The sequence below is a fragment of the Litoribacter ruber genome, assembly GCF_018449405.1.
GTDB lineage: Bacteria > Bacteroidota > Bacteroidia > Cytophagales > Cyclobacteriaceae > Litoribacter > Litoribacter ruber.
The window spans coordinates 155,401-177,744 of record NZ_JAHCMY010000006.1; the positions used below are offsets into that span (position 1 = coordinate 155,401).

The 22,344-nt window shown below is 44.5% G+C and carries 22 protein-coding genes; 18 read left to right on the plus strand and 4 right to left on the minus strand.

Features of this window, described 5'->3' with window-relative positions:
* The first annotated feature begins 148 nt into the window (after positions 1 to 148).
* The 3 genes from KI659_RS12275 (at position 149) to KI659_RS12285 (ending at position 2,986) form a co-directional block, all read left to right on the plus strand.
* The gene (locus KI659_RS12275; RefSeq protein ID WP_213945647.1) at positions 149 to 553 is read left to right on the plus strand and encodes a rhodanese-like domain-containing protein; all 405 of its coding nucleotides are present in this window, start codon (positions 149 to 151) and stop codon (positions 551 to 553) included.
* A 4-nt stretch (positions 554 to 557) separates the two neighbouring features.
* Positions 558 to 1,919, plus strand: coding sequence for an NAD-dependent succinate-semialdehyde dehydrogenase (locus tag KI659_RS12280; RefSeq protein ID WP_213945649.1), 1,362 nt, complete (start codon positions 558 to 560; stop codon positions 1,917 to 1,919).
* Between the two features lie 89 nt (positions 1,920 to 2,008).
* On the plus strand, positions 2,009 to 2,986 hold the full coding sequence (locus KI659_RS12285) for a pyruvate dehydrogenase complex E1 component subunit beta (RefSeq protein WP_213945650.1): 978 nt from the start codon (positions 2,009 to 2,011) through the stop codon (positions 2,984 to 2,986).
* A gap of 275 nt (positions 2,987 to 3,261) precedes the next feature.
* Here the strand turns inward: KI659_RS12285 and KI659_RS12290 are convergent, their stop codons facing one another.
* On the minus strand, positions 3,262 to 5,004 hold the full coding sequence (locus tag KI659_RS12290; RefSeq protein WP_213945651.1) for an L-aspartate oxidase: 1,743 nt from the start codon (positions 5,002 to 5,004) through the stop codon (positions 3,262 to 3,264).
* 104 nt (positions 5,005 to 5,108) lie between these two features.
* Between KI659_RS12290 and KI659_RS12295 the strand changes: the two genes are divergently transcribed.
* The 3 genes from KI659_RS12295 to KI659_RS12305 are packed head-to-tail and all read left to right on the plus strand — an operon-like array spanning position 5,109 to position 7,639.
* Positions 5,109 to 6,533 (plus strand): phytoene desaturase family protein, encoded by a 1,425-nt coding sequence (locus KI659_RS12295; protein WP_213945652.1) that lies wholly within the window; start codon positions 5,109 to 5,111, stop codon positions 6,531 to 6,533.
* Positions 6,534 to 6,589: 56 nt separating this feature from the next.
* A complete protein-coding gene (locus KI659_RS12300; RefSeq protein WP_246535392.1) occupies positions 6,590 to 7,072 on the plus strand; it encodes a nucleoside deaminase in 483 nt (160 codons plus the stop codon).
* An 18-nt stretch (positions 7,073 to 7,090) separates the two neighbouring features.
* Positions 7,091 to 7,639 carry a hypothetical protein gene (locus KI659_RS12305; RefSeq protein WP_213945654.1) on the plus strand — a complete coding sequence of 183 codons (549 nt, stop codon included), beginning with the start codon at positions 7,091 to 7,093 and terminating at the stop codon, positions 7,637 to 7,639.
* Positions 7,640 to 7,680: 41 nt separating this feature from the next.
* Here the strand turns inward: KI659_RS12305 and ffh are convergent, their stop codons facing one another.
* A complete protein-coding gene (ffh, locus tag KI659_RS12310; protein ID WP_213945655.1) occupies positions 7,681 to 9,018 on the minus strand; it encodes a signal recognition particle protein in 1,338 nt (445 codons plus the stop codon).
* A gap of 779 nt (positions 9,019 to 9,797) precedes the next feature.
* Between ffh and KI659_RS12315 the strand changes: the two genes are divergently transcribed.
* The 6 genes from KI659_RS12315 (at position 9,798) to KI659_RS12340 (ending at position 16,502) form a co-directional block, all read left to right on the plus strand.
* On the plus strand, positions 9,798 to 10,397 hold the full coding sequence (locus KI659_RS12315) for a hypothetical protein (protein ID WP_213945656.1): 600 nt from the start codon (positions 9,798 to 9,800) through the stop codon (positions 10,395 to 10,397).
* 150 nt (positions 10,398 to 10,547) lie between these two features.
* Positions 10,548 to 12,986: a YfhO family protein gene (locus KI659_RS12320; protein WP_213945657.1), complete on the plus strand. Its 2,439-nt coding sequence runs from the start codon at positions 10,548 to 10,550 to the stop codon at positions 12,984 to 12,986.
* Positions 12,970 to 13,680: an SAM-dependent methyltransferase gene (locus KI659_RS12325; protein WP_213945658.1), complete on the plus strand. Its 711-nt coding sequence runs from the start codon at positions 12,970 to 12,972 to the stop codon at positions 13,678 to 13,680. Before KI659_RS12320 ends, KI659_RS12325 begins: the two co-directional genes overlap by 17 nt.
* A gap of 6 nt (positions 13,681 to 13,686) precedes the next feature.
* Positions 13,687 to 13,950, plus strand: a complete 264-nt coding sequence (locus KI659_RS12330; RefSeq protein ID WP_213945659.1) for a hypothetical protein — start codon at positions 13,687 to 13,689, stop codon at positions 13,948 to 13,950.
* 20 nt (positions 13,951 to 13,970) lie between these two features.
* The gene (locus tag KI659_RS12335; RefSeq protein WP_213945660.1) at positions 13,971 to 14,993 is read left to right on the plus strand and encodes a glycosyltransferase family 4 protein; all 1,023 of its coding nucleotides are present in this window, start codon (positions 13,971 to 13,973) and stop codon (positions 14,991 to 14,993) included.
* Between the two features lie 30 nt (positions 14,994 to 15,023).
* Entirely contained in the window at positions 15,024 to 16,502 is a 1,479-nt protein-coding gene (locus KI659_RS12340) for an oligosaccharide flippase family protein (protein WP_213945661.1), read from the plus strand.
* Here the strand turns inward: KI659_RS12340 and KI659_RS12345 are convergent.
* Entirely contained in the window at positions 16,499 to 17,785 is a 1,287-nt protein-coding gene (locus KI659_RS12345; protein WP_213945662.1) for a glycosyltransferase, read from the minus strand. The genes KI659_RS12340 and KI659_RS12345 overlap by 4 nt on opposite strands.
* A gap of 88 nt (positions 17,786 to 17,873) precedes the next feature.
* On the opposite strand from KI659_RS12345, the gene pfkA reads away from it, so the two are divergent.
* Both pfkA and KI659_RS12355 read left to right on the plus strand, forming a co-directional pair.
* Positions 17,874 to 18,848, plus strand: a complete 975-nt coding sequence (gene pfkA, locus KI659_RS12350) for a 6-phosphofructokinase (RefSeq protein WP_213945663.1) — start codon at positions 17,874 to 17,876, stop codon at positions 18,846 to 18,848.
* An 8-nt stretch (positions 18,849 to 18,856) separates the two neighbouring features.
* The gene (locus KI659_RS12355) at positions 18,857 to 19,186 is read left to right on the plus strand and encodes a hypothetical protein (protein ID WP_213945664.1); all 330 of its coding nucleotides are present in this window, start codon (positions 18,857 to 18,859) and stop codon (positions 19,184 to 19,186) included.
* On the opposite strand, the gene miaA is transcribed toward KI659_RS12355, so the two are convergent.
* Positions 19,174 to 20,085: a tRNA (adenosine(37)-N6)-dimethylallyltransferase MiaA gene (gene miaA, locus KI659_RS12360; protein ID WP_262898497.1), complete on the minus strand. Its 912-nt coding sequence runs from the start codon at positions 20,083 to 20,085 to the stop codon at positions 19,174 to 19,176. The two genes, KI659_RS12355 and miaA, sit on opposite strands and share 13 nt — an antisense overlap.
* A gap of 50 nt (positions 20,086 to 20,135) precedes the next feature.
* Here miaA and KI659_RS12365 point away from each other — a divergent pair, with 50 nt between their 5' ends.
* From KI659_RS12365 to KI659_RS12380, 4 genes are read left to right on the plus strand one after another with little or no spacing between them, the layout of a single operon-like run.
* On the plus strand, positions 20,136 to 20,903 hold the full coding sequence (locus KI659_RS12365) for a response regulator (RefSeq protein WP_317194963.1): 768 nt from the start codon (positions 20,136 to 20,138) through the stop codon (positions 20,901 to 20,903).
* A gap of 18 nt (positions 20,904 to 20,921) precedes the next feature.
* Positions 20,922 to 21,302 carry a response regulator gene (locus KI659_RS12370; protein ID WP_213945666.1) on the plus strand — a complete coding sequence of 127 codons (381 nt, stop codon included), beginning with the start codon at positions 20,922 to 20,924 and terminating at the stop codon, positions 21,300 to 21,302.
* Positions 21,303 to 21,306: 4 nt separating this feature from the next.
* Complete coding sequence (locus KI659_RS12375; RefSeq protein WP_213945667.1) at positions 21,307 to 21,585, plus strand: hypothetical protein; 279 nt, start codon at positions 21,307 to 21,309, stop codon at positions 21,583 to 21,585.
* Positions 21,582 to 22,343, plus strand: coding sequence for an MBL fold metallo-hydrolase (locus KI659_RS12380; RefSeq protein ID WP_213945668.1), 762 nt, complete (start codon positions 21,582 to 21,584; stop codon positions 22,341 to 22,343). Before KI659_RS12375 ends, KI659_RS12380 begins: the two co-directional genes overlap by 4 nt.
* The last annotated feature ends 1 nt before the right edge of the window (position 22,344 follow it).

A 22,344-nucleotide genomic window follows, 5' to 3' on the forward strand; every position in this document is an offset into this window, starting at 1 on the left:
TTATAAAGATAGCGGACAATATATTTTACAATTATTGCGAAATATGCCGCCGTGGAATACGCTGATGGGAATAGTTGGAATTATTTATGCTTTGATACTGATAGCCCTGACCTGAACTGCAAAATGCTCACCCTCTTACTGTTTAACCATGAAAACTTGGCTCGGAACTTTTATTTTAGCGCTAACGCTGGCCTTGGGCAGCTGTCACAGCTCATTCATGAGCCAGGAAAAAATCCTTAGCCCTGATGAATTTGAAATCGGCTATTCCAAGCATCCCGATGCCATCCTTATCGATATCCGCACTCCAGAAGAAATAAAAAACGGGCATTTGAAGGATGCCATTTTTATAGATTACCATGACCAGCACTTCGAGGAGCAGCTGGCTTACCTTCGTAAAGACCTTTCTTATTATATTTATTGTAGCTCTGCTGACAAAACCATCCACACCGCCAGGCTCATGAGCTCAATGGGCTTCAAGAAAGTATTTGTGCTGCAGGGCGGCATCAAACAGTGGCACCAGCAGGGCAAGAAGATAATTCATCCACAAACATAACCCTATGAAATCCATCAACCCCTATACCGGCGAAACCTTAAAACTCTACAACCCCCATAGCGAGCTACAAATAAATGAGGCCATAACACGAGCCCATGATACCTATTTGGAATGGAGAAAAACTCCATTTTCCGAAAAGTCATCTTTAATGAATAAAGCTGCCGATATTTTGGAAAGCAAAAAGGATCATTATGCCAAACTCATTTCACTGGAAATGGGAAAAATGATGAAGGAGGCGGTAGCCGAAATTGAAAAATGCGCCTGGGTTTGCCGATACTATGCTGAAAAGGCCGAGGGCTTTCTAGCAGACACCCCGCTCGAGCTTCCCGATGATAAGAAAGCCAAACTCAAGTATAACCCCTTAGGTGTGATACTAGCCGTAATGCCTTGGAATTTCCCCTTCTGGCAGGTTTTTCGCTTTGCGGCCCCCAATCTCATGGCGGGAAACACAGGATTGCTCAAACATGCCTCCAACGTACCCCAGTGTGCCTTGGCCATTGAGGAAATTTTCCAGGAGGCAGGGTTTCCCGAAGGTTGCTTTCAGAGCTTGTTGATCTCTTCGGACAAAGTCAAGTCCATTCTCCACCACCCCCATGTAAAGGCGGCCACCTTGACGGGTAGCGAAAAAGCAGGGGAAATAATTGCCTCACAGGCCGGAGAGGTGTTGAAAAAGACCGTACTTGAGCTCGGGGGCAGTGATCCCTTCATCGTTTTGGCAGATGCCGACGTGGAGAAAGCAGCCAAAACTGCCGCCAAGGCGCGTATGATTAACTTTGGGCAAAGCTGTATAGCAGCCAAAAGATTCATCGTGCATACCGATATTTATGATTCTTTTGTGGAAATCTTCAAAAAAGAGATTGAAAACCTAAAGCAGGGTGAGCAATTTGATGAAAGCGCGGATTTTTGCTGCATGGCCAGGCCGGACTTGGCTGCCGAGCTCTACGAGCAGGTAAACAAAAGTATTGAAATGGGCGCCAAGGTGATTTTGGATGGCGGCAGGCCCGAGGAAGGAAGCGCTCTTTTCAGGCCGTATATCATTTCCGAGATAACTCCCGAAATGCCGGCATATAGTGAAGAGATGTTTGGCCCCGTAGCCACCATATTTGAGGTCAACTCCGAGGAGGAGGCTATCAAGATTGCCAATGACTCCCCTTACGGCCTGGGCTCCTCCCTTTGGACTTCGGACATGGACAAGGCGGATACCCTTGCTGCTCAGATAGAAAGCGGGGCTGTATTTGTCAACGGGCTGGTGGCATCGAGCCCATACCTCCCATTTGGGGGCATCAAGCGCTCGGGGTATGGCAGGGAACTGGCGGAATTGGGTATCAAGGAGTTTGTCAACATCAAAACCGTAACCTTTGCCTGATCGGCCTTGAAAAGGCCATGGAATTTGAAATTATCTTGTGAATTGCCGATTAACTTTCTATTTTTACGCCCATAAATTTTGGCTGTTACATGAGAGAAATACAATTTAGAGAAGCATTAAGAGAGGCTATGTCCGAAGAAATGAGACGTGACAAAAATGTGTTTGTCATGGGCGAGGAGGTAGCTGAATACAACGGGGCATATAAAGTGACCCAAGGTATGTTGGACGAATTCGGTCCGGAAAGGATGTATGACACCCCAATTGCTGAACTTGGTTTCGCAGGTTTGGGCGTGGGTGCCGCCATGAACGGTCTGCGTCCCATCATTGAATTCATGACCTTCAACTTTTCTTTGGTGGCAATTGATCAAATTATCAACTCTGCCGCTAAGATCTATTCCATGTCAGCCGGACAGTACAGCTGTCCTATTGTATTCAGAGGACCAACCGGTAACGCCGGGCAATTGGGCGCTCAGCACTCCTCAAACTTTGAAAACTGGTTTGCCAACACTCCAGGTTTGAAAGTAGTCGTTCCATCCAATCCTTATGATGCGAAAGGCCTTTTGAAAGCCTCCATCCGTGACAACGATCCAGTGATTTTCATGGAGTCTGAACTGATGTATGGTGACAAAGGCGAGGTTCCAGAGGGAGAATACTTGCTTCCAATTGGTGTAGCCGATGTGAAGAAAAAAGGTAAAGATGTGACCATCGTTTCTTTTGGCAAGATGATGAAAGTTGCTTTGGAAGCTGCTGAGGAACTGGCCAAGGACAACATCGATGCCGAAGTGATCGACTTAAGAACGGTAAGACCCATCGATTATGCCACCATCGTGGAATCTGTAAAAAAAACCAACAGATGCGTGATCGTAGAGGAAGCCAATCCAATCGCTTCACTTGCCACTGACCTGGCCTTCAACATTCAGAAAAACGCTTTCGACTACTTAGATGCCCCAGTTTTGAGAGTTAACAGTATGGATATTCCATTGAGTTACGCTCCTCAATACATCGAAGCTACCATTCCAAATGTCAAGAGAACAATCGACGCAGTCAAAAAAGTCTGCTACAAATAAGCACTTAAAAGGCCGATCATCTGATCGGCCTTTTTTTTTTGTCCTCCATCAATTTACAACCCATTACAAGGCGATGTCAAATCCGAATAAAATTTATACATTAACCACTGATCACAAAACATTAAGTAAGTTATATATCTTTATTCAACCTATTTTACACCAACATTAAACCAATACCAGATTGTTTTTACACTGGTTTAATACTGGTCTAACATTGGTTTTAGACTGGTGTATGGAAACCTGATATTGTAGCTTTTCTAAAAATAGAATGGAGTTTACTCCAGCTGATGGTAATTAAGGGAATGGCCTTCGTCCAAAGCCCTTTGGACACCGGGTGAAATGGCTGGAACTTTAAGCTTTTCGAATTTGAGCTGGCCATCCTGATCCAGGTTCCAAACGAGGTTGGCCTCCCAGTTTTCATCCTTGTCCGGAAAGTCTTCCCGGTAATGCGCTCCTCTTGACTCTTTTCGTTCCAAGGCCGCCTTAAGGACGAGTTTCGACACCTCCAGCACGGTAAAAAGATCCATATTGGCCCACACATTTTCAAAGTCGAGCCCCTCCACTGAAACGGAACCGGCAACTATTTCCTCTTCTATAGCTTTAAGTTGCTGCAGCCCTTCCTTCAAGCCTTTTTCATTTCTGATGATCCCGGCATGGTCCCACATCAAGTTTTTAATTTTCACAAGGACCTGATTTGGCTGAGCCTGCCATGGGTAGTGCTTTGGTGAAAAGGATTGTTCCAGTTCAGGGATACTTATCTTTTCCCCATTATCCTCACCTTTGATCTTTCTGCATAACTCCTCACCCGTAAGTTTCCCCAAGACCACGGTTTCAATAAGGGAATTGCCACCGAGCCTGTTAGCACCGTGCAATCCGCAAGCCGCCTCCCCTACTGCATACAGGCCCTGAACCCCGGTAAAGCCGTTTTCGAAATCCACCAGCAGCCCTCCCATGGAATAATGGCTTGTAGGGGCTACCTCCATGGCTTTTTCTGAAATATTGATCCCGAGGGATTCAAATCTTTCATACATATCGGGAAGTTTCTTTTTGATAAACCCCTCCTCCTTGTGGGATATATCCAGGTACACTCCTTTATCTTTTGTGCCCCGCCCTTTGGCAATTTCCCTTGCAATCGCACGGGCCACTTCATCTCTGGCATCTAATTCCATCATTTCAGGAGAATAATCCTCCATGAACCTTTTTTTATCCGCATTGAGCAAATGGCCGCCCTCCCCCCTTACGGCCTCTGTGACCAGCTTCCCTTCAAATTCCTCCGGCTTTACCATGCCTGTGGGGTGAAACTGCACCATTTCCATATCTTTTAGCTGGGCACCGGCTCGAAGGGCAAGCCTCATTGCGTCGCCGAGGTTTTCATTTTTCCTAGAAGAAGACCTGCTATAGATGGAAGCATACCCCGCGGCGGCTATTACGGTGTAATGGCTTTTAATTCTGAGAAGTTGTTTTTCCTTTTTATCTAAAACCAAGGCACCAACCACCCTATCCTTGTTTTTCAACAACTCAAATACATATTTTCCATCCAGACACTCGATCCCCATATCTTTGGCTTTTTGGACCAGGGTGTCTAAGATAGCCTTTCCGGTATGGTCACCTACAAAGCAGGTACGGCGGTAGGACTGTGCTCCAAAAAAGCGTTGATTGATTTTCCCATCTTCATTAGTGTTAAAGGGGCAGCCCCATTCCGCCAGTTCCCTGATGGCATCGGGGGCATTTTTGCAAACCAGTTCGACGGCTTTTGGATCATTGACAAAATGTCCCTCCTTGAGCGTATCAGCCGCATGAATCTCCCAGCGGTCCTCAGGGTCCAGATTACCCAAGGAAGCATTGATCCCACCTGCGGCCATTTTGGTATGTGCATCCCCAAACTCCCTCTTTGAGACCAGCATGCAATCCACCCCGGCTTCTTTCAGGGCGATAGCGGTTCTGATTCCCGCCGCTCCGGCCCCTATGATTAATACATCTGTAGTCAGTTCCTTGTCAATGTCCTTAAAAACCATCATGCCTTTTTACTTTTCAAACAATCATACCTTTCGAATGTTCGATTTAAGGGGATTTGAGAATTCCTGTACTATTTTTGAACGAACCTTTTGACAAACCTTTGAGCATGAGCAAACATCTTGATGCAATAGTAGTAGGAAGCGGCCCCAATGGACTGGCCGCAGCGATCTACCTGCAACAAAAAGGACTTTCAACAGCTATCTATGAGCAGGCTTCCGAGGTGGGTGGCGCCTGTAGATCAGGTGAGCTTACCCTACCGGGATATATCCATGACCTGGGTTCAGCCATCCATCCGCTTGGAATGGCTTCTCCTTTTTTCAAAACGTTACCTTTGGATGAGTACGGGCTGGAGTGGGTTTATCCCGATATTCCCTTTGCGCATCCTTTTGCCGATGGATCCGGCATAGCAGCCTATCAGGATATTGACCAAACTGCCCGACAACTGGGCAGGGATCAGCATACCTACTTTGAAATGATGAACTGGCTGACGGAAAACTGGGCAGATTTGGAGGGTGACATCCTTAGCCCCATGAAGCTCCCCAATCACCCGATCAAGATGGGCCGGTTTGGCATGAGCGCTCTTTTGCCGGTCACCACATTTTCTAACCTGTTTTTCAAAGAAGAAAAAACCAGGGCTTTTTTCTACGGTGCAGCAGCCCATTCTACCTTGCCCTTGACAAAACTGGCTTCTGCCTCATTTGGATTAGTCCTTCACGGGGTGGCACATAAGTATGGCTGGCCTTTCCCGAGAGGTGGAGCGAAAAATATTGCCGAGAGCCTGGCAGCCTATTACAGATCCATGGGGGGTATAGTATTTAGGGACAGTCCCATCCAGGACATCAACGAACTTCCGCGGGCTGAAGCCTATTTATTTGACCTGACCCCAAAACAGTTGCTCAATATCAAGGGTACCAATTTTGGTGAAGGCTATAGAAAAAGACTTGAAAATTATAAATATGGAAAAGGTGTGTTCAAAATTGACTGGGCCTTGAGTGAGCCTATTCCTTTTTTGAGTGAAGAGTGTAGGAAAGCGGGGACCATACATTTTGGGTACTCCACCAAGGAAATCGAAAACAGTGCAAGAAGAAGTGGCAAGGGCTATGTGACTCCCGATCCTTATGTGTTATTGGCCCAGCATACCATCTTCGACTCTTCTAGGGCACCAAAAGGAAAGCATACCGCATGGGCCTATTGCCATGTACCCAATGGGGATGAGACAGATATGACACCCTTTATAGAGGCGCAGATTGAGAAAGCCGCACCGGGATTTAAGGATCTTATTTTGGCCAGGCATACCCAGACCACCTCACAAATGGAAGCTTGGAACCCCAACTTGGTCGGTGGGGACATCAACGGCGGCTTACAGGATATCAGCCAGCTGTTCACCAGACCGGTGGCAAGCTTTACTCCCTACAACACCCCTGACAAACGGGTATATATCTGCTCTTCCTCTACTCCTCCAGGAGGCGGGGTGCATGGAATGTGTGGCTATAATGCAGCGGAAAAAGCTTATTCAGATCATTTCAAATAAGCCCCTGCCAAAACTATTTTATATTTTCGTGGGTATATATAGGTAAGAATAGAAGTATGAGTTTGTCAACAGAACAGAAGCATTTTATGCAAAGAGCGCTGGACCTAGCTCAAGAAGGCATGGAGTCCGGCAAAGGTGGGCCATTCGGCTGCGTGGTTGTCAAAGATGGCCAGATCATCGGAGAGGGAAGCAACAGTGTGACCTCCACCACAGACCCCACTGCCCATGCAGAGGTGGTAGCCATCCGTAATGCCTGCCAGCATTTGGAAAATTTCCAGCTTAGCGGCTGTGACATATACACCTCCTGTGAGCCCTGCCCCATGTGCCTTGGGGCAATTTATTGGGCCAGGCCAGATCGGGTTTTCTTTGCCAATGACAAATTTGACGCGGCTCAAGCGGGTTTTGATGATGCCTTTATATATGAGCAACTAGAAGTCGATCCCGCCCAACGAAGTATTCCCATGTATAAAATCACCATGGAAAACTCTGCGAAAGCCTTCAACCTTTGGCAGGAAAAAAACGATAAAACCATATATTAACCAAATAAAGAACTACACATGAAAAAGATACTATTAAGTTTATTGACCACCGCCATTTTATTTTCCTGTGCGCAAAACCAGTCTGAAGAAGAAAGGTTTACCTATGAAAACGACAGAATTGTAGACACCGAAACGGGTGATGAATATATGGTGGAAGACCAAGACACTTACACTGTCACTCATCCTGACGGCGAACAGGAGACTGTCACTTATGAAGAAACTCCTTTCTACGGCACGGAGGCGGCAGATGAGTTTTTGGAGCGCTACAATACCCGATTGGCCGAAAGAAAAGAAACCCTTTTGGTGGAACAAAAAAATAAAATCAAACAGGCCAGAAAGGAAAGGTACGCCGAGTACTCGGACAAGGAATTAATCGAACAATTTAACCAGCTGCACAAAGACCTGGCCCCCTACGAGCAACAAATGGATATCATTGCCGAATTGGTGGAGCGTGGAGCCGTTACTGAAGAGGAAGCTGTAGAACTGATGGAAGTAGATGAAGCTGACATCAATTTTGACATCGACTACGATCCGGAAGAAAACGCTGAAGAAATACCAACACCATAAATTACAAAAAAAGGCCAATCGCAGGATTGGCCTTTTTTATTTTATCTTTTACCCATCTTTGGGTTTAGGGCTTTTAGTGCATTTTGTGCACCACCCATTTTATTCATTTGCTTCATCATTTTCCTCATGTCGCCAAACTGCTTCATCAGGTTGTTGACTTCTTGAATGCTCCGGCCACTACCGTCCGCTATTCTTTTTCTTCTGCTACCGTCAATCAATTCTGGCTGGTTTCTTTCAGCAGGTGTCATACTTCTGATGATAGCTTCAATTGGCTTGAATGACTCATCATCTATATCAAGCCCTTTGATCGCCTTGCCCATTCCTGGGATCATGCCCATCAGGTCTTTCAGGTTACCCATCTTCTTGATTTGCTCCAACTGAGAAAGGAAATCATCGAAGTTGAACTGGTTTTTCCTGATCTTGGCGTTGATCCTTTTGGCTTCATCCTCGTCAAAAGTCTGCTGGGCTCTTTCCACAAGGGAAATAACGTCACCCATACCCAAAATCCTTTGGGCCATCCTGTCAGGATAGAAAACATCAAGGTTTTCCATTTTCTCCCCTGTGGAGATGAATTTGATAGGCTTGTTGACAACGTGTCGGATTGAGATGGCCGCACCACCACGGGTATCACCATCCAACTTGGTCAACACTACCCCGTCAAAATTCAAGCGCTCATCAAAAGTCTTTGCAGTATTGACAGCATCCTGACCGGTCATGGAGTCGACCACAAATAGCGTCTCAGACGGATTGAGTTTTTCCTTAAGCTCGGAAATCTCATTCATCATCTGCTCATCCACTGCCAAACGACCGGCGGTATCGACGATTACCGTCTTTTTACCTGATTTCTTGGCATAGGCGATTGCCCTTTCGGCAATTTCAAGGGCATTTTTGTTTTCTGGCTCTGCATATACTTCTACCCCGATCTGCTCACCTAGCACCTTCAGCTGGTCGATGGCGGCAGGTCGGTAGATATCACAAGCCACCAATAACACCTGGCGCCCCTGCTTCTTTAAATGTGTGGCAAGTTTACCGGAAAAAGTCGTTTTACCGGAACCTTGTAGACCTGAGATCAATACCACGGCTGGGTCACCTTTGAGGCTGATATCCTCTTTGGATCCTCCCATCAGCTCAGTCAGCTCTTCTTGGGTGATCTTCACCAAAAGCTGTCCCGGAGATACGGAAATCAATACATCACGACCTAAGGCTTTCTCCTTGATAGAGTCAGTTACTTCCTTGGCTACTTTATAGTTAACATCCGCATCGATCAACGCCCGTCTGATTTCCTTTACGGTGGTGGCCACGTTGATTTCGGTGATGGTACCGGTCCCCTTGAGGGTCTTAAAAGCTTTATCTAATTTATAACTGAGATTATCAAACATGCTGATTTCGTCTATTTACTGCAAAAATAAAAATATATATTCATTGAGGGCCATAAAAGGCCAATTTTTCTGGACAAAGATAGGCATAGAAAAAGGCCACCCCAAGGGTGGCCTCAAAAAATAAAGTGAGAATACATCGAACAAACCAAAAATTTAACACCCTCCAAAAGACATTTCGCGGAAAGTCCTGAAGATTATGTCCACTATACGGGATAAATACCAAAAGTGTCCCAAGGTCAGGTGTTTTTTTTTACATTTATTTAAACAAAACCCCGCAAAGGACTCTTATCATAAAGAATGTTTTTCTTGAAACTTTTATTATAACCACTAAAACACATTTAACCTATGGGTAATTTATTTAAAGGACTACTAGCCGGATGGGGCGCCAGCAAGCTTGGCGGGGGATGCCTCAGTACTCTTATCATCTTTGCACTTCTTTGGTGGCTACTCGGACAATGTAGCTAACTGACAGTTATATTTAGAAGCAAAAAAATAAAATTTATTTCAGAAAAGTTTTCTGGACCTCTGACTACCGGTCAAGGTGCGGAAAACTTTTCTCTTTTACAGGAATGGAGCTTTTCTGTATATGCTTGACTTTTTTCAACCCATCAACTGTAGAGAAAAAAATCACAATTTTCACGGTTAAATCATACAAAACTTTAGTCCTCAACATAACGCTCAATTTTTCCCTTTCTTTTTTTTTAATTAAGCAATAAATGGCTTAAACTCGTGTTAGAACTTAATAAGTCCTTTAGAAAAAACACACCAAAATATTGAGCATGAAAAAATTTAACCGCCTCACCCTAGCTTGTTGCATGATGGCGACTGTGGCCGTAGCCCAGGAGTCTGAACAGGAAGGTAGCCTCAACAGCGGGACCATCTCCAGCCAATTTGAATACCTTAACTCAATCTCCAACAATTATCAGGAGTATAAGGTGGTCAAAAAAACCAACCTTGACAAGATCCAGAAAAACATTACCGACTCCCTTGATTTCTACAAAGTACAGATTGTAGATGTGCAAAAAGAGCTGGCTTCACAAAAAACACATATTGCCAGCCTAGAGCAAAAAATGGAGAAGGCCGAGGCCGAAAAAAATGCAGCCATTGAAGCGAAGGACAACTTTGCCTTTTTGGGCATGCCTATACACAAATCCAACTACAATAACCTGATGTGGGGCATTGTAGCTGTCCTTGGTATGGCACTTTTATTCTTCCTTTACAAATTCAACAAAAGCCATAGAGTAACCGCTGAGACGCTCAAGACACTTGATGAAACGAAAGAAGAGTTTGAGCAGCACCGCAAAAATACCCTCGAAAGAGAAAGAAAACTTAACCGCCAACTGGTGGATGAAATGAATAAAAGGAATGTAAAAGCCTAATTCAAAAAAGCGCAGAGATTTGATTTCTGCGCTTTTTTGGTATTTGTACCTTTCCTTTCAAGGCCACTTTCCTGGGCATCCCTATTAAAAATAGCCTGAAATGATTAATTTGCATGCTTATTAAGCCAAAAGCCTTAAAACCAAGCTTGCATGCAGATTGATTTCAAACATAAAGTGTTGCCCCACCTGCTGGGCATCATTTCTTTTTACCTTATCGTCGTAGTATATTTTTCCCCCATTGTTTTTGATGGCAAAATGATGTTTCAAAATGACATCCTGCAGTGGGAAGGTTCTGCCAAAGAGGTGCTGGAATATAGAGAGGCTACCGGGGAGGACGCCTTGTGGACCAACCGCATGTTTGGGGGCATGCCGGCCTATCTGATCAGCACCGAATTTCCGGGCGACATTACCAACGCTATCACCAAAATTTTAACTTTGGGCCTACCCCACCCCATCAATTCCCTTTTTATGGGCATGATCGGGATGTATATTCTCCTACTAAGCTTTAGCATCAGGCCCACGATCAGCATGGGTGGTGCTTGGGCTTTCGCATTCAACACCTTTCATATTATAAGCCTTGAAGCGGGCCACAATGCCAAGATATGGGCAATCTGTCTTATACCATTAATTTTGGCCGGTATCCATATGGCTTTTAGCAGGCGCTTGATACTTGGTACGGGCATTTTTGCACTGGCACTTATGCTTCAGTTAAAGTTCAACCACCTTCAAATCACGTATTACACACTTTTAATCGTATTGATTTACGGGCTGGGTCAGATCATTTCTTTTGTCAAAACCAATCAATTGCCCGCACTTGGCAAAATCATGGCTTTCTTGGTGGTCGGGGCAGTGTTTGCCGTCATGGCCAATGCCGGCAGGCTAGCCACTACCTACGAATACGGGGACTACTCCATCCGGGGAAAAGCAACCTTGGAAACTACTGATTCCCCCGACTCAGGTCTGGGCAAGGATTACGCCTTCAACTGGTCTCAGGGAATACTTGAAACCATGACCTTTTTGGTGCCAAATTTCTACGGAGGAGGCAGCAGGGAAGACCTTGGCGAGGGCTCGGCTTCGGAGGAAGCCTTGAGAAGACAGGGTGCACAGACGGGTCAGATCCGTGATTTTATAAGGAATGCGCCAACCTACTGGGGAGAACAGCCGGGTACAGGCGGGCCCATCTACGGTGGAGCTATTTTAATTTTCATGTTTGTAATGGGCATGGTTTGGGGGCCAAGAAGGTTCAAATACATCTTTCTTGTCATCACCATATTATCCTTTATGCTGGCTTGGGGTAAAAACATGGCTTGGTTCAATTATGCGATGTTTGATTATTTCCCGGGCTATAACAAATTTAGGGCTGTCACCATGGCGCTATCAATGGCCCTATTTGCCATCCCGGTAATGGGCGCCATGGGATTGGAGTCCTACATGAACAACCGCACGCACCCGCAGGTAATGCCAAAGCTGCTTTTCGCGTTTGGGGTTACGGGTGGAATTGCTTTGATTTTGGCCTTGATTCCAGGCGTCTTTGATTTCCGCTCTCCATCTGATCAATACCTTCCTGACTGGCTAATTTCGGCCATCCGCGAAGACCGGCGAGCCCTGTTGAGCAAGGATGCTTGGCGTAGCTTTATCTTTATCGCACTTGCAGCCGGGTTGGTTTTTGCGTTTTTAAAATATAAGATCCAGGCCGTGTATGCTACAGCTGGAATAGCCCTTTTGATTTTGGCAGACATCTGGTTTATCAATAAAAGATACTTGGAAAACGACAGTTTTGTAAACGATCCCAGTGCGGAGTACTTTCAGGCTACCCCTGCCGACAATAGAATCATGGCTGATGAAGGCTATTACAGGGTCCTCAACCTGGAAAACCCTTTCAACGAAGCCAGAACTAGCTATAGGTTCAACAGTATAGGCGGTTATCACGGTGCCAAAATGCGCAGGTATCAAGACCTTATTGATGAGGTGTTGTCCTATGAAATGCAAGGCTTTATTCAGCAGGCCCAAGAAGGGAATTTCAATTTTGAAACCCTTAACGCCTTAAACATGCTGAATGCCAAATATTTTTACTTTGGAGCATCAGAAAATCAAGTATTTAGAAACGACAACGCCAAAGGTGCCGCTTGGTTTCCTGAAGCCGTATATCCGGTGACCTCTAACGTCGATGAGATAGGCGTGCTGCAAAATTCCGAACTTGGCAATACTGCAACGCTAAACTCACAAGAGTTTGGCACTCTTAATGCGGGTTCTGGTTCTATAGAGCTTGTTAATTATTCACCTAGGGAGTTGGTTTACAATGTAAGCGCAAACCAGTCTGGGCTGGCTTTATTTTCGGAGATCTATTATCCTGAAGGCTGGAGGGCGTTTGTAGATGGGCAGGAAGTGGATATTTTAAGGGCCAATTACTTGCTAAGAGCATTGGATTTGCCGGAAGGGACGTATGAAGTGAGGTTTTCATTTGAGCCTAGCTCCTATTATTCCGCCAAGCCCCTGATGATCATTTTCCAGATATTGATCTTAGTACTGCTAGGGTTTGGATTATTTTTGACAATAAAACCAATGGTTTCTCATGGTAGAGAAGGATAAAATAGTTAGCTATTACGATCAGTTTGTCACCGAACAGGAAAAGCGGGGGGTCAATTCCCGGCACCTGCATATTTTGGACAAGTTGGTGTCTGCCGGGCTAAAGAATGACCACAAGGTACTTGAGGTGGGTTGCGGCATCGGTACAGTCAGCCAATTGATTGCCAGAAAGGTCAATAAAGGAAAGGTGCTAGCAGTGGACATCAGTCCTGAAAGCATCGAAAAGGCCAAAAAACTGTGGGAAGTCTGTGAGAACCTCACCTTTGAAGTTTCTGACATGAAGGACTTTGCCAAAGATGAGCTTTATGACTTTTTCGTCTTTCCGGATGTTTTGGAACACATCCCGGTAGATCAGCATTTCAAATTATTTGAAACGGTCAAGCGGCACAGCCATAAGGATTCGGTGATTTTTATCAATATCCCCGCTCCACGCTTTTTGGAATGGATGATGCATAACGAACCTGAAAAACTTCAGGTAATCGATCAGCCCTTGGACACAGGGGAATTGATTAAAAATATCAGTGCCAACGGTTTTTATTTGGAAAAGATGGAAACCTATAGTATTTTCTACGAAGAAAATGACTATCAGTATTTTGTACTACGGTCTCATAAACCTCTGGAGAAAGCCACTTTGCGAAACAAGTGGTCGGTTTTCAGAGAGCGGTTAAGCATTAAAATCAGAAACGGACTTAATTAATTTTTTATGACAGGAGGAGCCGGATTTGCCAAGCAGGGTAAAGATCAGTTTGACGACAACCGCAAACTGCGCCAGATCAGAACGCCCTATAAGGATCAAGCCTACCAAAAAGACTCCCGTGTTTTTTCGGGGACCATGGAGGTATATGAGGAATTGAAAGATTGGCAAAATGACCGCAGGCAGGAAATTGCGCAGACGTCCATGTTTATCTGGTCTTTCATCGTGATGCTAATTCTATCTTTGCTGGCGGTAATGGTTTTGCTATTTTGAATTTCTGCTGAGCATAAAGAATGATCATTTACACCTATCCGGTCAGGACCGCATTTACCGAAAGGGATGTGGAAATGATTGAGCCCCACTTTTCCATCAAGCCATTAAAATTCACTGACAGTCCTGTAAAACTCCCCTTTTACTTTATTCTACAGGCTTTTCAGCTGTTGTTTTATTTACCCAAGACCACTCATTATCTGTGCTTTTTTGCCGGCTACCACAGCTACCTTCCCGTCATTTTCGGAAAGCTTTTCAAAAAAAAGGTTTTTATACAATGTGGAGGCACGGATGCCATGAACATGCCTGCGATCAACTATGGAAATTACCGAAAGAATATTTTGAGACAGTTTACCGAATACAGTTTCAGAAACTGCACGAAGATTTTGCCTGTAGCCCAGGCGCTGGTCAAGCAGGATTACCGCTATTCTGCGCTGATACCTGAGGCTCAAGGATTGAAAAACTTGGTTCCAGGGCTCAAAACCCCCATTCAGGTTATTCATAATGGTTTTTCGGGGGAATTTTGGAAAGATCTGGGCTTAGAGCGGAAAGCCCAAACTTACATTACGGTAGCCACCGGCATCTCCAAAAGCAACCGTGCGATGATCAAAGGGATTGATCTGATCGAGGAAATGGCAGCCCGTTTTCCAGATGCCCAATTTACCTTGGTAGGTGATGAAAATTATTCTACCCACCTCACCAATATAAAGGTACTGGGAAAACTTTCTCAAAAAGAGATACGCAACCTTTTTAACCAACACCGCTTTTATTTGCAACTTTCCATGTCTGAAGGCTTTCCAAACGCTTTGGCGGAGGCTATGCTTTGTGGGTGTATTCCTATTGGCTCAGCCGTGGGAGCCATTCCGGAAATTATCGGTGATACCGGCTTTATTCTAGAAAAAAAGGACTCCGCAGCACTGGTGAGGATTTTACAGGATGCCAACCAGGCTGATTTAATTACCCTAAGAATTTTGGCCCCGCTCAGGATCAAGACACATTATGATTATGAAGACCGAAAAAATGCCTTACTACAGGTTTTCCAGTGATCCTGCTTATCTTTAACTTTTTATTTTCGCATGGGTAAAATTGCCAAACAAAGTATTCTGACCACCATCAGCTCCTATTTAGGCGTACTGATTGGCTATGTCAATATTCTTTGGCTGCTCCCTTATGCGTTGACGCCGAGTGAATTTGGGGCATTTCGTACTATACAGGATATGGCTTTGTTGCTGGTCCCATTTGCGCAATTAGGGCTGGGCCATGGCATCACACGCTTTTATCCCCAGGTAAAAAAACACAAATTCACCTTTTTCACCTTTAGCTTAATCTGGTGCTTAGTCGGATTTACGGCTGTTGCGGTGCTGTTTTTGGTTTTCAAGGATGAGATTATCCGCACCTATTCGGTCAACTCCCCACAGGTAAACAACTATTTAGGCGTGGTGTTGATCATCACGTTTTTTTCGGTGATCCACACAATTCTGGATGCATTTATGCGCTCATTTCTCAAGGTGGCTATTCCCACTTTTATAAGAGAGGTGATGGTTCGCCTCCTGGTGAGTGCCTGGATTGTAACCTTTTTGTTGGGTTGGATAGATTTTTACCAGGTGATGATGGGATTAGGACTGCTTTACTTGATGGCAGTGTTGTTTATGATTGCCTACATGCTGAAAAGAGACCTGTTTAGGCTGAAGTTCAACTTCGGAGTGTTATCCCAGTCTTTCAAGGGTGAATTTATTAAATACAGCTTGATCACCTTTCTGGGGACGGCTGGGTCCATTTTGATCATGAAAATCGACAGCCTGATGGTTTCGGCGATGATCAGTCTGGATGCAAATGCCATATACACGATCGGGTTTTCCATTGCCGTGGTGATCGAAATGCCCCGCAGAGCCATTAGCCAGGTAGTGATGCCGGTGATTGCTGAAAGTTTTGCGGGTGGCAGGCTGGACCAGATCCACCAGCTCTATAAGAAAGTGGCGGTCAACCAACTGATTATTTGCCTCCTACTGTTCATTGGACTTTGGGCCAATATTGATAACCTTTACCATTTTGTGCCCAACCGGGACGTTTATGAAGCTGGCAAGTGGGTAGTTTTGCTCATTGGCTTGGGAAAGCTTTCCGACGTAATCTTTTCTGTCAACGGTGAGATCATAGTCTTTAGCAAATATTATCTATTTAACATCACCTCCACCCTACTGATGAGCCTGGTGGTGATATTGCTAAATTTGATGCTGATCCCAAGTTATGGAATTGAAGGAGCGGCGATGGCTTCCTTTGTTGCCATGTTCTTTTATAACCTGTTGAAATATTACTACATCAAGGTCAAGCTTCACTTTACACCCTTCACTTGGGATCTGGCGAAAGTGATTTTGGTGGGCTTAGTGGCTTATTATATTCCAACTCTATTGTTACCGACTTTAGACAATATCTTCCTAGACCTGATCATCCGGTCAGCGCTAATCATGATAATTTACCTGACAGGAATATATGTGTTCAACCCTTCCCCGGAGGGAAAAAACATGGTTCTGAATGCGTTGAATAAAATCAAACCTTAAAGTTCATCGAGAATGGCGGCCAGCTTTTTCGCAAGCTCTTTTCGGTCGTATTTTTTGACGTTGCCTCCACTATTTATTTGGATTTCCCCCTTTGCGTAGCGAAGTAGGAAGCTTTTGATTTCGTCCACTTGCTTGTGGGCAAACACTTTCCCTGCTTGGGCTGCCTGCAAGATCTGGGCAGAATCACCGGCGGGATCACCTAGGGCCAAAACCGGCCTTTCTGTGGCCATGTATTCAAATATTTTCCCGGGAATGTTGCCCTTGGCATTTTTGGTTTTGGTCAGAATCAAAAGCAAGAGATTGGCTTGCTCATAAAAGCCAAATACTTCCTCATGGCTCACATACCCCGCAAAATGCACATGATTGGCCAACCATTCATCCGACTCGATGAAATGGATAACCTTGTCACTGACCTTGCCCACAAAAGTCATTTCCACGGGAACTGCAGTCCCCTCAAAAGCCTGTCTAAGCGCTTTTACAAACGGCAAGGGGTCCCGAATCGCATCAATAATTCCGGTATAAACGATTTTCAGGCCTTTTGAAACCTCGGGAGCTGCCGCAAACTGAGTAGGCAAATCTGCTTGGTCAAAACCATTGGTGATTAAATCTATCGATCTGGGGTAAATCTTGCTGATTTCCTCCTGAAAAGTCGGCGATATGGTCAGCACCCGATCGGCCTCCTTCAAAACCGACCTCTCCAGCTCTTCATGCTGTTTCCTAACCAAGGGTGTCATAGGCAGGGTATCCAAAAATTCCCAACTGCTCCATGGATCCCTAAAATCCGCAACCCACCTCACTCCAAGTTTCCGCTTCAGATTTCGCCCTATCAGGTGTAGGCTATGCGGAGGGCCAGTGGTAATCACTGTTTCGATTTTATTTTTCTCAAGAATATCGGAAAGGTATTCCACTGAAGGTTTTACCCAAAACCTCCGGGGGTCAGGTATCAGCAGATTGGCGCGCATCCAGATGGAAAGCTTGTCGAAAAGTCCCTTTTCACCCTTTTCCAAAATCTTGGAAGGATCCTTTATTTTTCCTCCTTTAAGTTTCCTAAAAATCCCATAAGGCTCCCAGATAGGAAATTTCAGAACCTCCAAATCTATGGGTATTTCCTTTAGAAGGCTCATATCCTTCAGTTCAAAGTCGGGATTTTCAGGGGTAAAAATCACAGGTTCCCAGCCGTATTGCGGAAGGTACTTGGCAAATTTAAGCCATCGCTGAACACCTGATCCTGCGCTGGGCGGCCAATAATAGGTAATGATAAGAACCTTTTTTAATTCTTGCATTCTCAAAGATAATAAATAAACTTTTCGCCTCCCTTCTACTTATAATAAGGATTAATCTTTATTTTTAAGCTTAGAAAACCTATTAAGCATGAAGAAAATCGCAGTATTTACCTCAGGTGGAGATGCCCCAGGAATGAACGCCTGTATCCGTGCAGTAGTACGGACAGGAATTTACCACAACCTAGATGTTTACGGCATCATGTATGGCTACGACGGCATGATCAACGGAGACATCAAGAAAATGTACACCCACTCTGTGAGCAACATTGTGCAGCGTGGCGGAACCATCCTTAAATCTGCTAGAAGCGAAGAATTCAGAACCAAAGAAGGCCGGCAAAAAGCTTACGAGCAACTCAAAAAGCACGGAATTGAAGGTTTGGTGGCCATTGGAGGGGATGGAACGTTTACCGGTGCGCAGATTCTGAGCAAGGAATTTGGTATACCTGTGATAGGCTGTCCTGGAACTATTGACAACGATATATATGGCACAGATTTCACCATTGGTTTTGATACGGCGCTGAATACCGCCCTGGAGGCCATTGACAAGGTGAGGGATACGGCTGCGGCCCACGACAGGATCTTCTTTATTGAGGTAATGGGTCGCGACAGTGGGTATATAGCCGTGGAATGCGGTATCGGTGGAGGCGCGGAGCTGGTGATGGTACCGGAAACCAAAACCTCCATCAAGGATGTGGTCAAGTCGCTCAAAGGCTTGAGAAAGACCAAAACATCCAGTATCGTGGTTGTGGCCGAAGGCGATGAAGAAGGTGGCGCGGCTGAGATTATGGAGAAGGTAAAAAAAGAGATCAATAATGATGAACTCGATTTTAAAGTAACTACATTGGGACACATTCAGCGAGGGGGCAATCCTACTGCAAAGGACAGAATCCTGGGTAGCTGGTGTGGCATGGCCGCCGTAGAAGGACTGATGCAAGGCAAGACCAACTGCATGGCAGGTATAGTTCACGAAGAAGTCGTCTACACGGACTTTAACGACTGCATTACCAAGGACAAACCTTTGAAGAAAGATTACCTTAAACTAATAGAAATCCTAAGTATCTAATTCACCCTATGGGCTTTATCCCTATCTTCCTGACATTGGCAGGATTTGTATTTCTGTTTTACACAGTAGTTGAAAACAGCCTTAAAAACAAACAGAAGGCATTTGAAGAACAATTTTATCTATTGAAGGAAAAGCTAGCGGTGCAGGAACACCTCAAGCCAACTCGGGCCAACTTGGTCCATCTGGAAAACATCTACCTCAAGAAAAATCCGGCTGAAAAGGAAGCCGCAAAAGGCCCTCTCTCCCAGTCAAAACTTTACCTTTATCAGTATAATAGGCTATTGGCTAAAAAGCCGTATAATTTTGTAGCAAAAATCAGCGGCCGTCAATCCATTTGACGGCCAATATGCTTAATAATTGATTCTGCCTCATCCGGAGAGAACCACACCATATCCGGATCTTTTTTAAACCAGGTGAGCTGCCTTTTGGCATAACGACGGGAATTTCTTTTAAGAAGTCGCACGGCCTCCTCCTTGTCATACTTTCCATCCAAGTACCCAAAAATTTCCGAATACCCGACCGTCTGTAGAGCATTGAGATGGCGATAAGGAAATATCTTTTCGGCTTCCTCAAACAATCCCTGCTCAATCATCTGATCCATCCTCAGATTGATGCGCTCATACAGCAATTCCCTGTCCCTTTCCAGTCCGATTTTGATCAAATTGAAAGGCCTTTCCACTGTGTTTTTTAGTCTGAAACTACTAAATGGCTTGCCCGTGCCTTCAAAAACCTCCAATGCCCTGATCAACCGTTGTGGATTGTGCCGATCCACCATTTCAAAGTATTCGGGATCTACCTGCTTGAGCCTCTTTTGTAAAACCTCTATTCCCTCATTTTGAAAAAGCTCATTTAAGCTTTCCCGTATTTGGGATGGTATTTCAGGCATTTCATCAAAACCCTTACAAACCGCATCTATATAGAGACCCGAACCGCCGGTCATGATGACACAGTCGTGAGTTTCAAATAGGGAATTTAAAAGATTCAAGGTGTCATTTTCAAACCTTCTAACGTCATATTGGTCATGTATAGAAAGGGAGTCAATGAAATGGTGGGCAACCTGTTGGCGCTCTTCCAAGGTGGGCTTGGCTGTCCCTATTTCCATTTCCCTAAAAAATTGTCTACTATCGGAAGAAATGATAGAAGTATTAAATTTTTTGGCTATTTTTATGCACATATCCGTTTTACCAACGGCAGTCGGACCAGCGACGACAATTAAAAACTTGGCGGTATCTATCAATGGATGTAAACTATTTTTTTGAGACTCTACCGCAAAATTACAAAAACTTGATGATGAAAGATAAAAAGGTGCTGATAGTTGATGATAATGCATTAAATCGAAAGGTTTTCGAGAACATCATCCGACATAATTACCTTTTCGAGACAGCCGAAAACGGCCTTGTGGCATTGGATAAATTAAGGGAGAAAGATTTTGACATCATCCTTATGGACATTCAAATGCCCAAACTTGACGGCATTTCCACCCTTAAGGTGATCAAGACGGAGCATTTAACGGAGGCTCCCATTATTGCCGTTTCGGCATATTCCGACCAGAGCGACAGGGATTATTTTATTGCCACTGGTTTTGATGAATTTATTGCCAAGCCGATCAAGCCTAAAAACCTTCTGGAAACTATTTTCCAACACCTCAACCCGGGTGGTGCATCCGTAGTTGCGGAATCTACAGCAGTGGAAGCTGTTCCGGCTGCAGATTCTGAGGAACTTAATGAGAAAATAGTTAAACAGTTATTGAAGTATAACAGCCCCGACAATATCAAAACAGTATACTTAGACTTTATTGAGGAGGCCGAAGATCTTACCGCTGACATTAAAAATTTAATTGAAAGTAAGAATTACAAGGAAATAGGGGAAAAATTGCATATTATTAAGGGTAATTCGGGCACTTTAGGTGCCAACAAGATATACCACTTCAGTGCATCTTTTGAAAAGAACATCAAAACTTCTAATTTTGACAATATTTCACAAGAACATTTGAAGCTTAAACAATTGTTGGATAACTTTCGGGATTATTTTAGCGAGCAGCAATCCATCTTATAAAAAATAGGAATATAAAGAATGAGCGATATTAAAAAAGTATTGGTAGCAGAGGACAGCTCAGTGATCATTAATTTGACGAGAAACGTGTTGATGTTTGAAAACTTCCACATCACCTCTGTTAAAAACGGTAAGCAAGTATTGGCCAAATTGGAAAAAGAAGACTTTGACCTGATTTTGATGGACATCAACATGCCTCAAATGGACGGAATCGAGTGTACAAAAGCCATTAGGGCTTTGCCTGACAAGTCAAAAGCCAATGTTCCTATTGTTGCCATCACCGGAAATTACAAAAATTACACTCTGGACGATTTTAAACAAGCCGGCTTAAATGATTACGTTCAAAAGCCTTTGGATTACGACCACCTTTTGGCCACTGTCAAAAAGCACATCTCCAAATAAGTAAATGGCGGTAAAGTATACCAAATCCTACCTTGACAAGCTGGAAAACCTATTTGCGGAATCTGATTTCATTCTCAGGTATGAAAAAGGAAACTTCAAATCTGGCTATTGTATACTCAATGACACCAACGTGGTCATCGTCAACAAATACTACACAACTGAAGGAAAAATCAACACCCTTTTGGACATACTCAGGGAACTGAAGTTTAACCCGAAGGATTTTTCCAACAAGAAAAACCAGGATTTCCTCAGCGAACTCCAACAAACCGAGCTCAAACTTTGAAGATCACATTCTTAGGAACTGGCACCTCACAAGGGGTACCCGTAATCGGGTGCAGTTGTGAGGTGTGTACCTCCTTAGATTTTAGGGATAAAAGACTTCGAACTTCCGTTCACCTGGAGGTAGATGGAAAGAGTATCGTCATCGATACCGGCCCGGACTTTAGGCAGCAGATGCTGAGGGAAAACATCCGCGATGTGGACGCCGTTATTTTCACCCATGAGCACAAAGACCATACTGCAGGTCTTGACGACATTCGTCCCTTCAATTTCATGCACAAACGGGACATGCCCATCTTTGGTAGGCAACAGGTGCTGGAGCAAATCAAAAGGGAGTTTTCCTACATTTTCGAAAATCACAGCTACCCGGGTGTGCCTAAGGTGCAGCCTGTGGAAATCACTAATCAACCATTTATTGCGGAAGGAGTCCCTGTCACCCCTATAGATGTGCTGCACTATAAGCTTCCCGTCTTTGGGTTCAGAGTACAGGATTTTACCTATATCACAGACGCCAACTTTATCTCAGAGACAGAGATTGAAAAAATAAAAGGGTCCAAGGTGCTTGTGCTCAATGCGCTGAGGTTAAAAGACCACATTTCCCATTTCACTTTCGAAGAAGCGATTGAAATGGTGGAAAGAATACAGCCCGAGAAAGCATATTTTACGCATATCAGCCATCAACTGGGCTGCCATTCCAAGGTGGAAAAACTATTGCCGCCCCATATCCGTTTGGCCTATGATGGGCTCAAGATAGAAATCTAAT

Coding starts and splice junctions, on each gene's coding strand:
- KI659_RS12290 (WP_213945651.1), bottom strand. CDS start 5,004: ATGATGGTTTTTAAGGACATTGACAAGGAACTGACTACAGATGTATTA.
- KI659_RS12305 (WP_213945654.1), top strand. CDS start 7,091: ATGAAAAAGATACTATTAAGTTTATTGACCACCGCCATTTTATTTTCC.
- KI659_RS12330 (WP_213945659.1), top strand. CDS start 13,687: ATGACAGGAGGAGCCGGATTTGCCAAGCAGGGTAAAGATCAGTTTGAC.
- KI659_RS12300 (WP_246535392.1), top strand. CDS start 6,590: ATGAGTTTGTCAACAGAACAGAAGCATTTTATGCAAAGAGCGCTGGAC.
- KI659_RS12370 (WP_213945666.1), top strand. CDS start 20,922: ATGAGCGATATTAAAAAAGTATTGGTAGCAGAGGACAGCTCAGTGATC.
- KI659_RS12295 (WP_213945652.1), top strand. CDS start 5,109: ATGAGCAAACATCTTGATGCAATAGTAGTAGGAAGCGGCCCCAATGGA.
- KI659_RS12325 (WP_213945658.1), top strand. CDS start 12,970: ATGGTAGAGAAGGATAAAATAGTTAGCTATTACGATCAGTTTGTCACC.
- KI659_RS12315 (WP_213945656.1), top strand. CDS start 9,798: ATGAAAAAATTTAACCGCCTCACCCTAGCTTGTTGCATGATGGCGACT.
- KI659_RS12285 (WP_213945650.1), top strand. CDS start 2,009: ATGAGAGAAATACAATTTAGAGAAGCATTAAGAGAGGCTATGTCCGAA.
- pfkA (WP_213945663.1), top strand. CDS start 17,874: ATGAAGAAAATCGCAGTATTTACCTCAGGTGGAGATGCCCCAGGAATG.
- KI659_RS12355 (WP_213945664.1), top strand. CDS start 18,857: ATGGGCTTTATCCCTATCTTCCTGACATTGGCAGGATTTGTATTTCTG.
- ffh (WP_213945655.1), bottom strand. CDS start 9,018: ATGTTTGATAATCTCAGTTATAAATTAGATAAAGCTTTTAAGACCCTC.
- KI659_RS12320 (WP_213945657.1), top strand. CDS start 10,548: ATGCAGATTGATTTCAAACATAAAGTGTTGCCCCACCTGCTGGGCATC.
- KI659_RS12345 (WP_213945662.1), bottom strand. CDS start 17,785: ATGCAAGAATTAAAAAAGGTTCTTATCATTACCTATTATTGGCCGCCC.
- KI659_RS12280 (WP_213945649.1), top strand. CDS start 558: ATGAAATCCATCAACCCCTATACCGGCGAAACCTTAAAACTCTACAAC.
- KI659_RS12275 (WP_213945647.1), top strand. CDS start 149: ATGAAAACTTGGCTCGGAACTTTTATTTTAGCGCTAACGCTGGCCTTG.
- KI659_RS12335 (WP_213945660.1), top strand. CDS start 13,971: ATGATCATTTACACCTATCCGGTCAGGACCGCATTTACCGAAAGGGAT.
- KI659_RS12340 (WP_213945661.1), top strand. CDS start 15,024: ATGGGTAAAATTGCCAAACAAAGTATTCTGACCACCATCAGCTCCTAT.
- KI659_RS12365 (WP_317194963.1), top strand. CDS start 20,136: ATGATGAAAGATAAAAAGGTGCTGATAGTTGATGATAATGCATTAAAT.
- KI659_RS12375 (WP_213945667.1), top strand. CDS start 21,307: ATGGCGGTAAAGTATACCAAATCCTACCTTGACAAGCTGGAAAACCTA.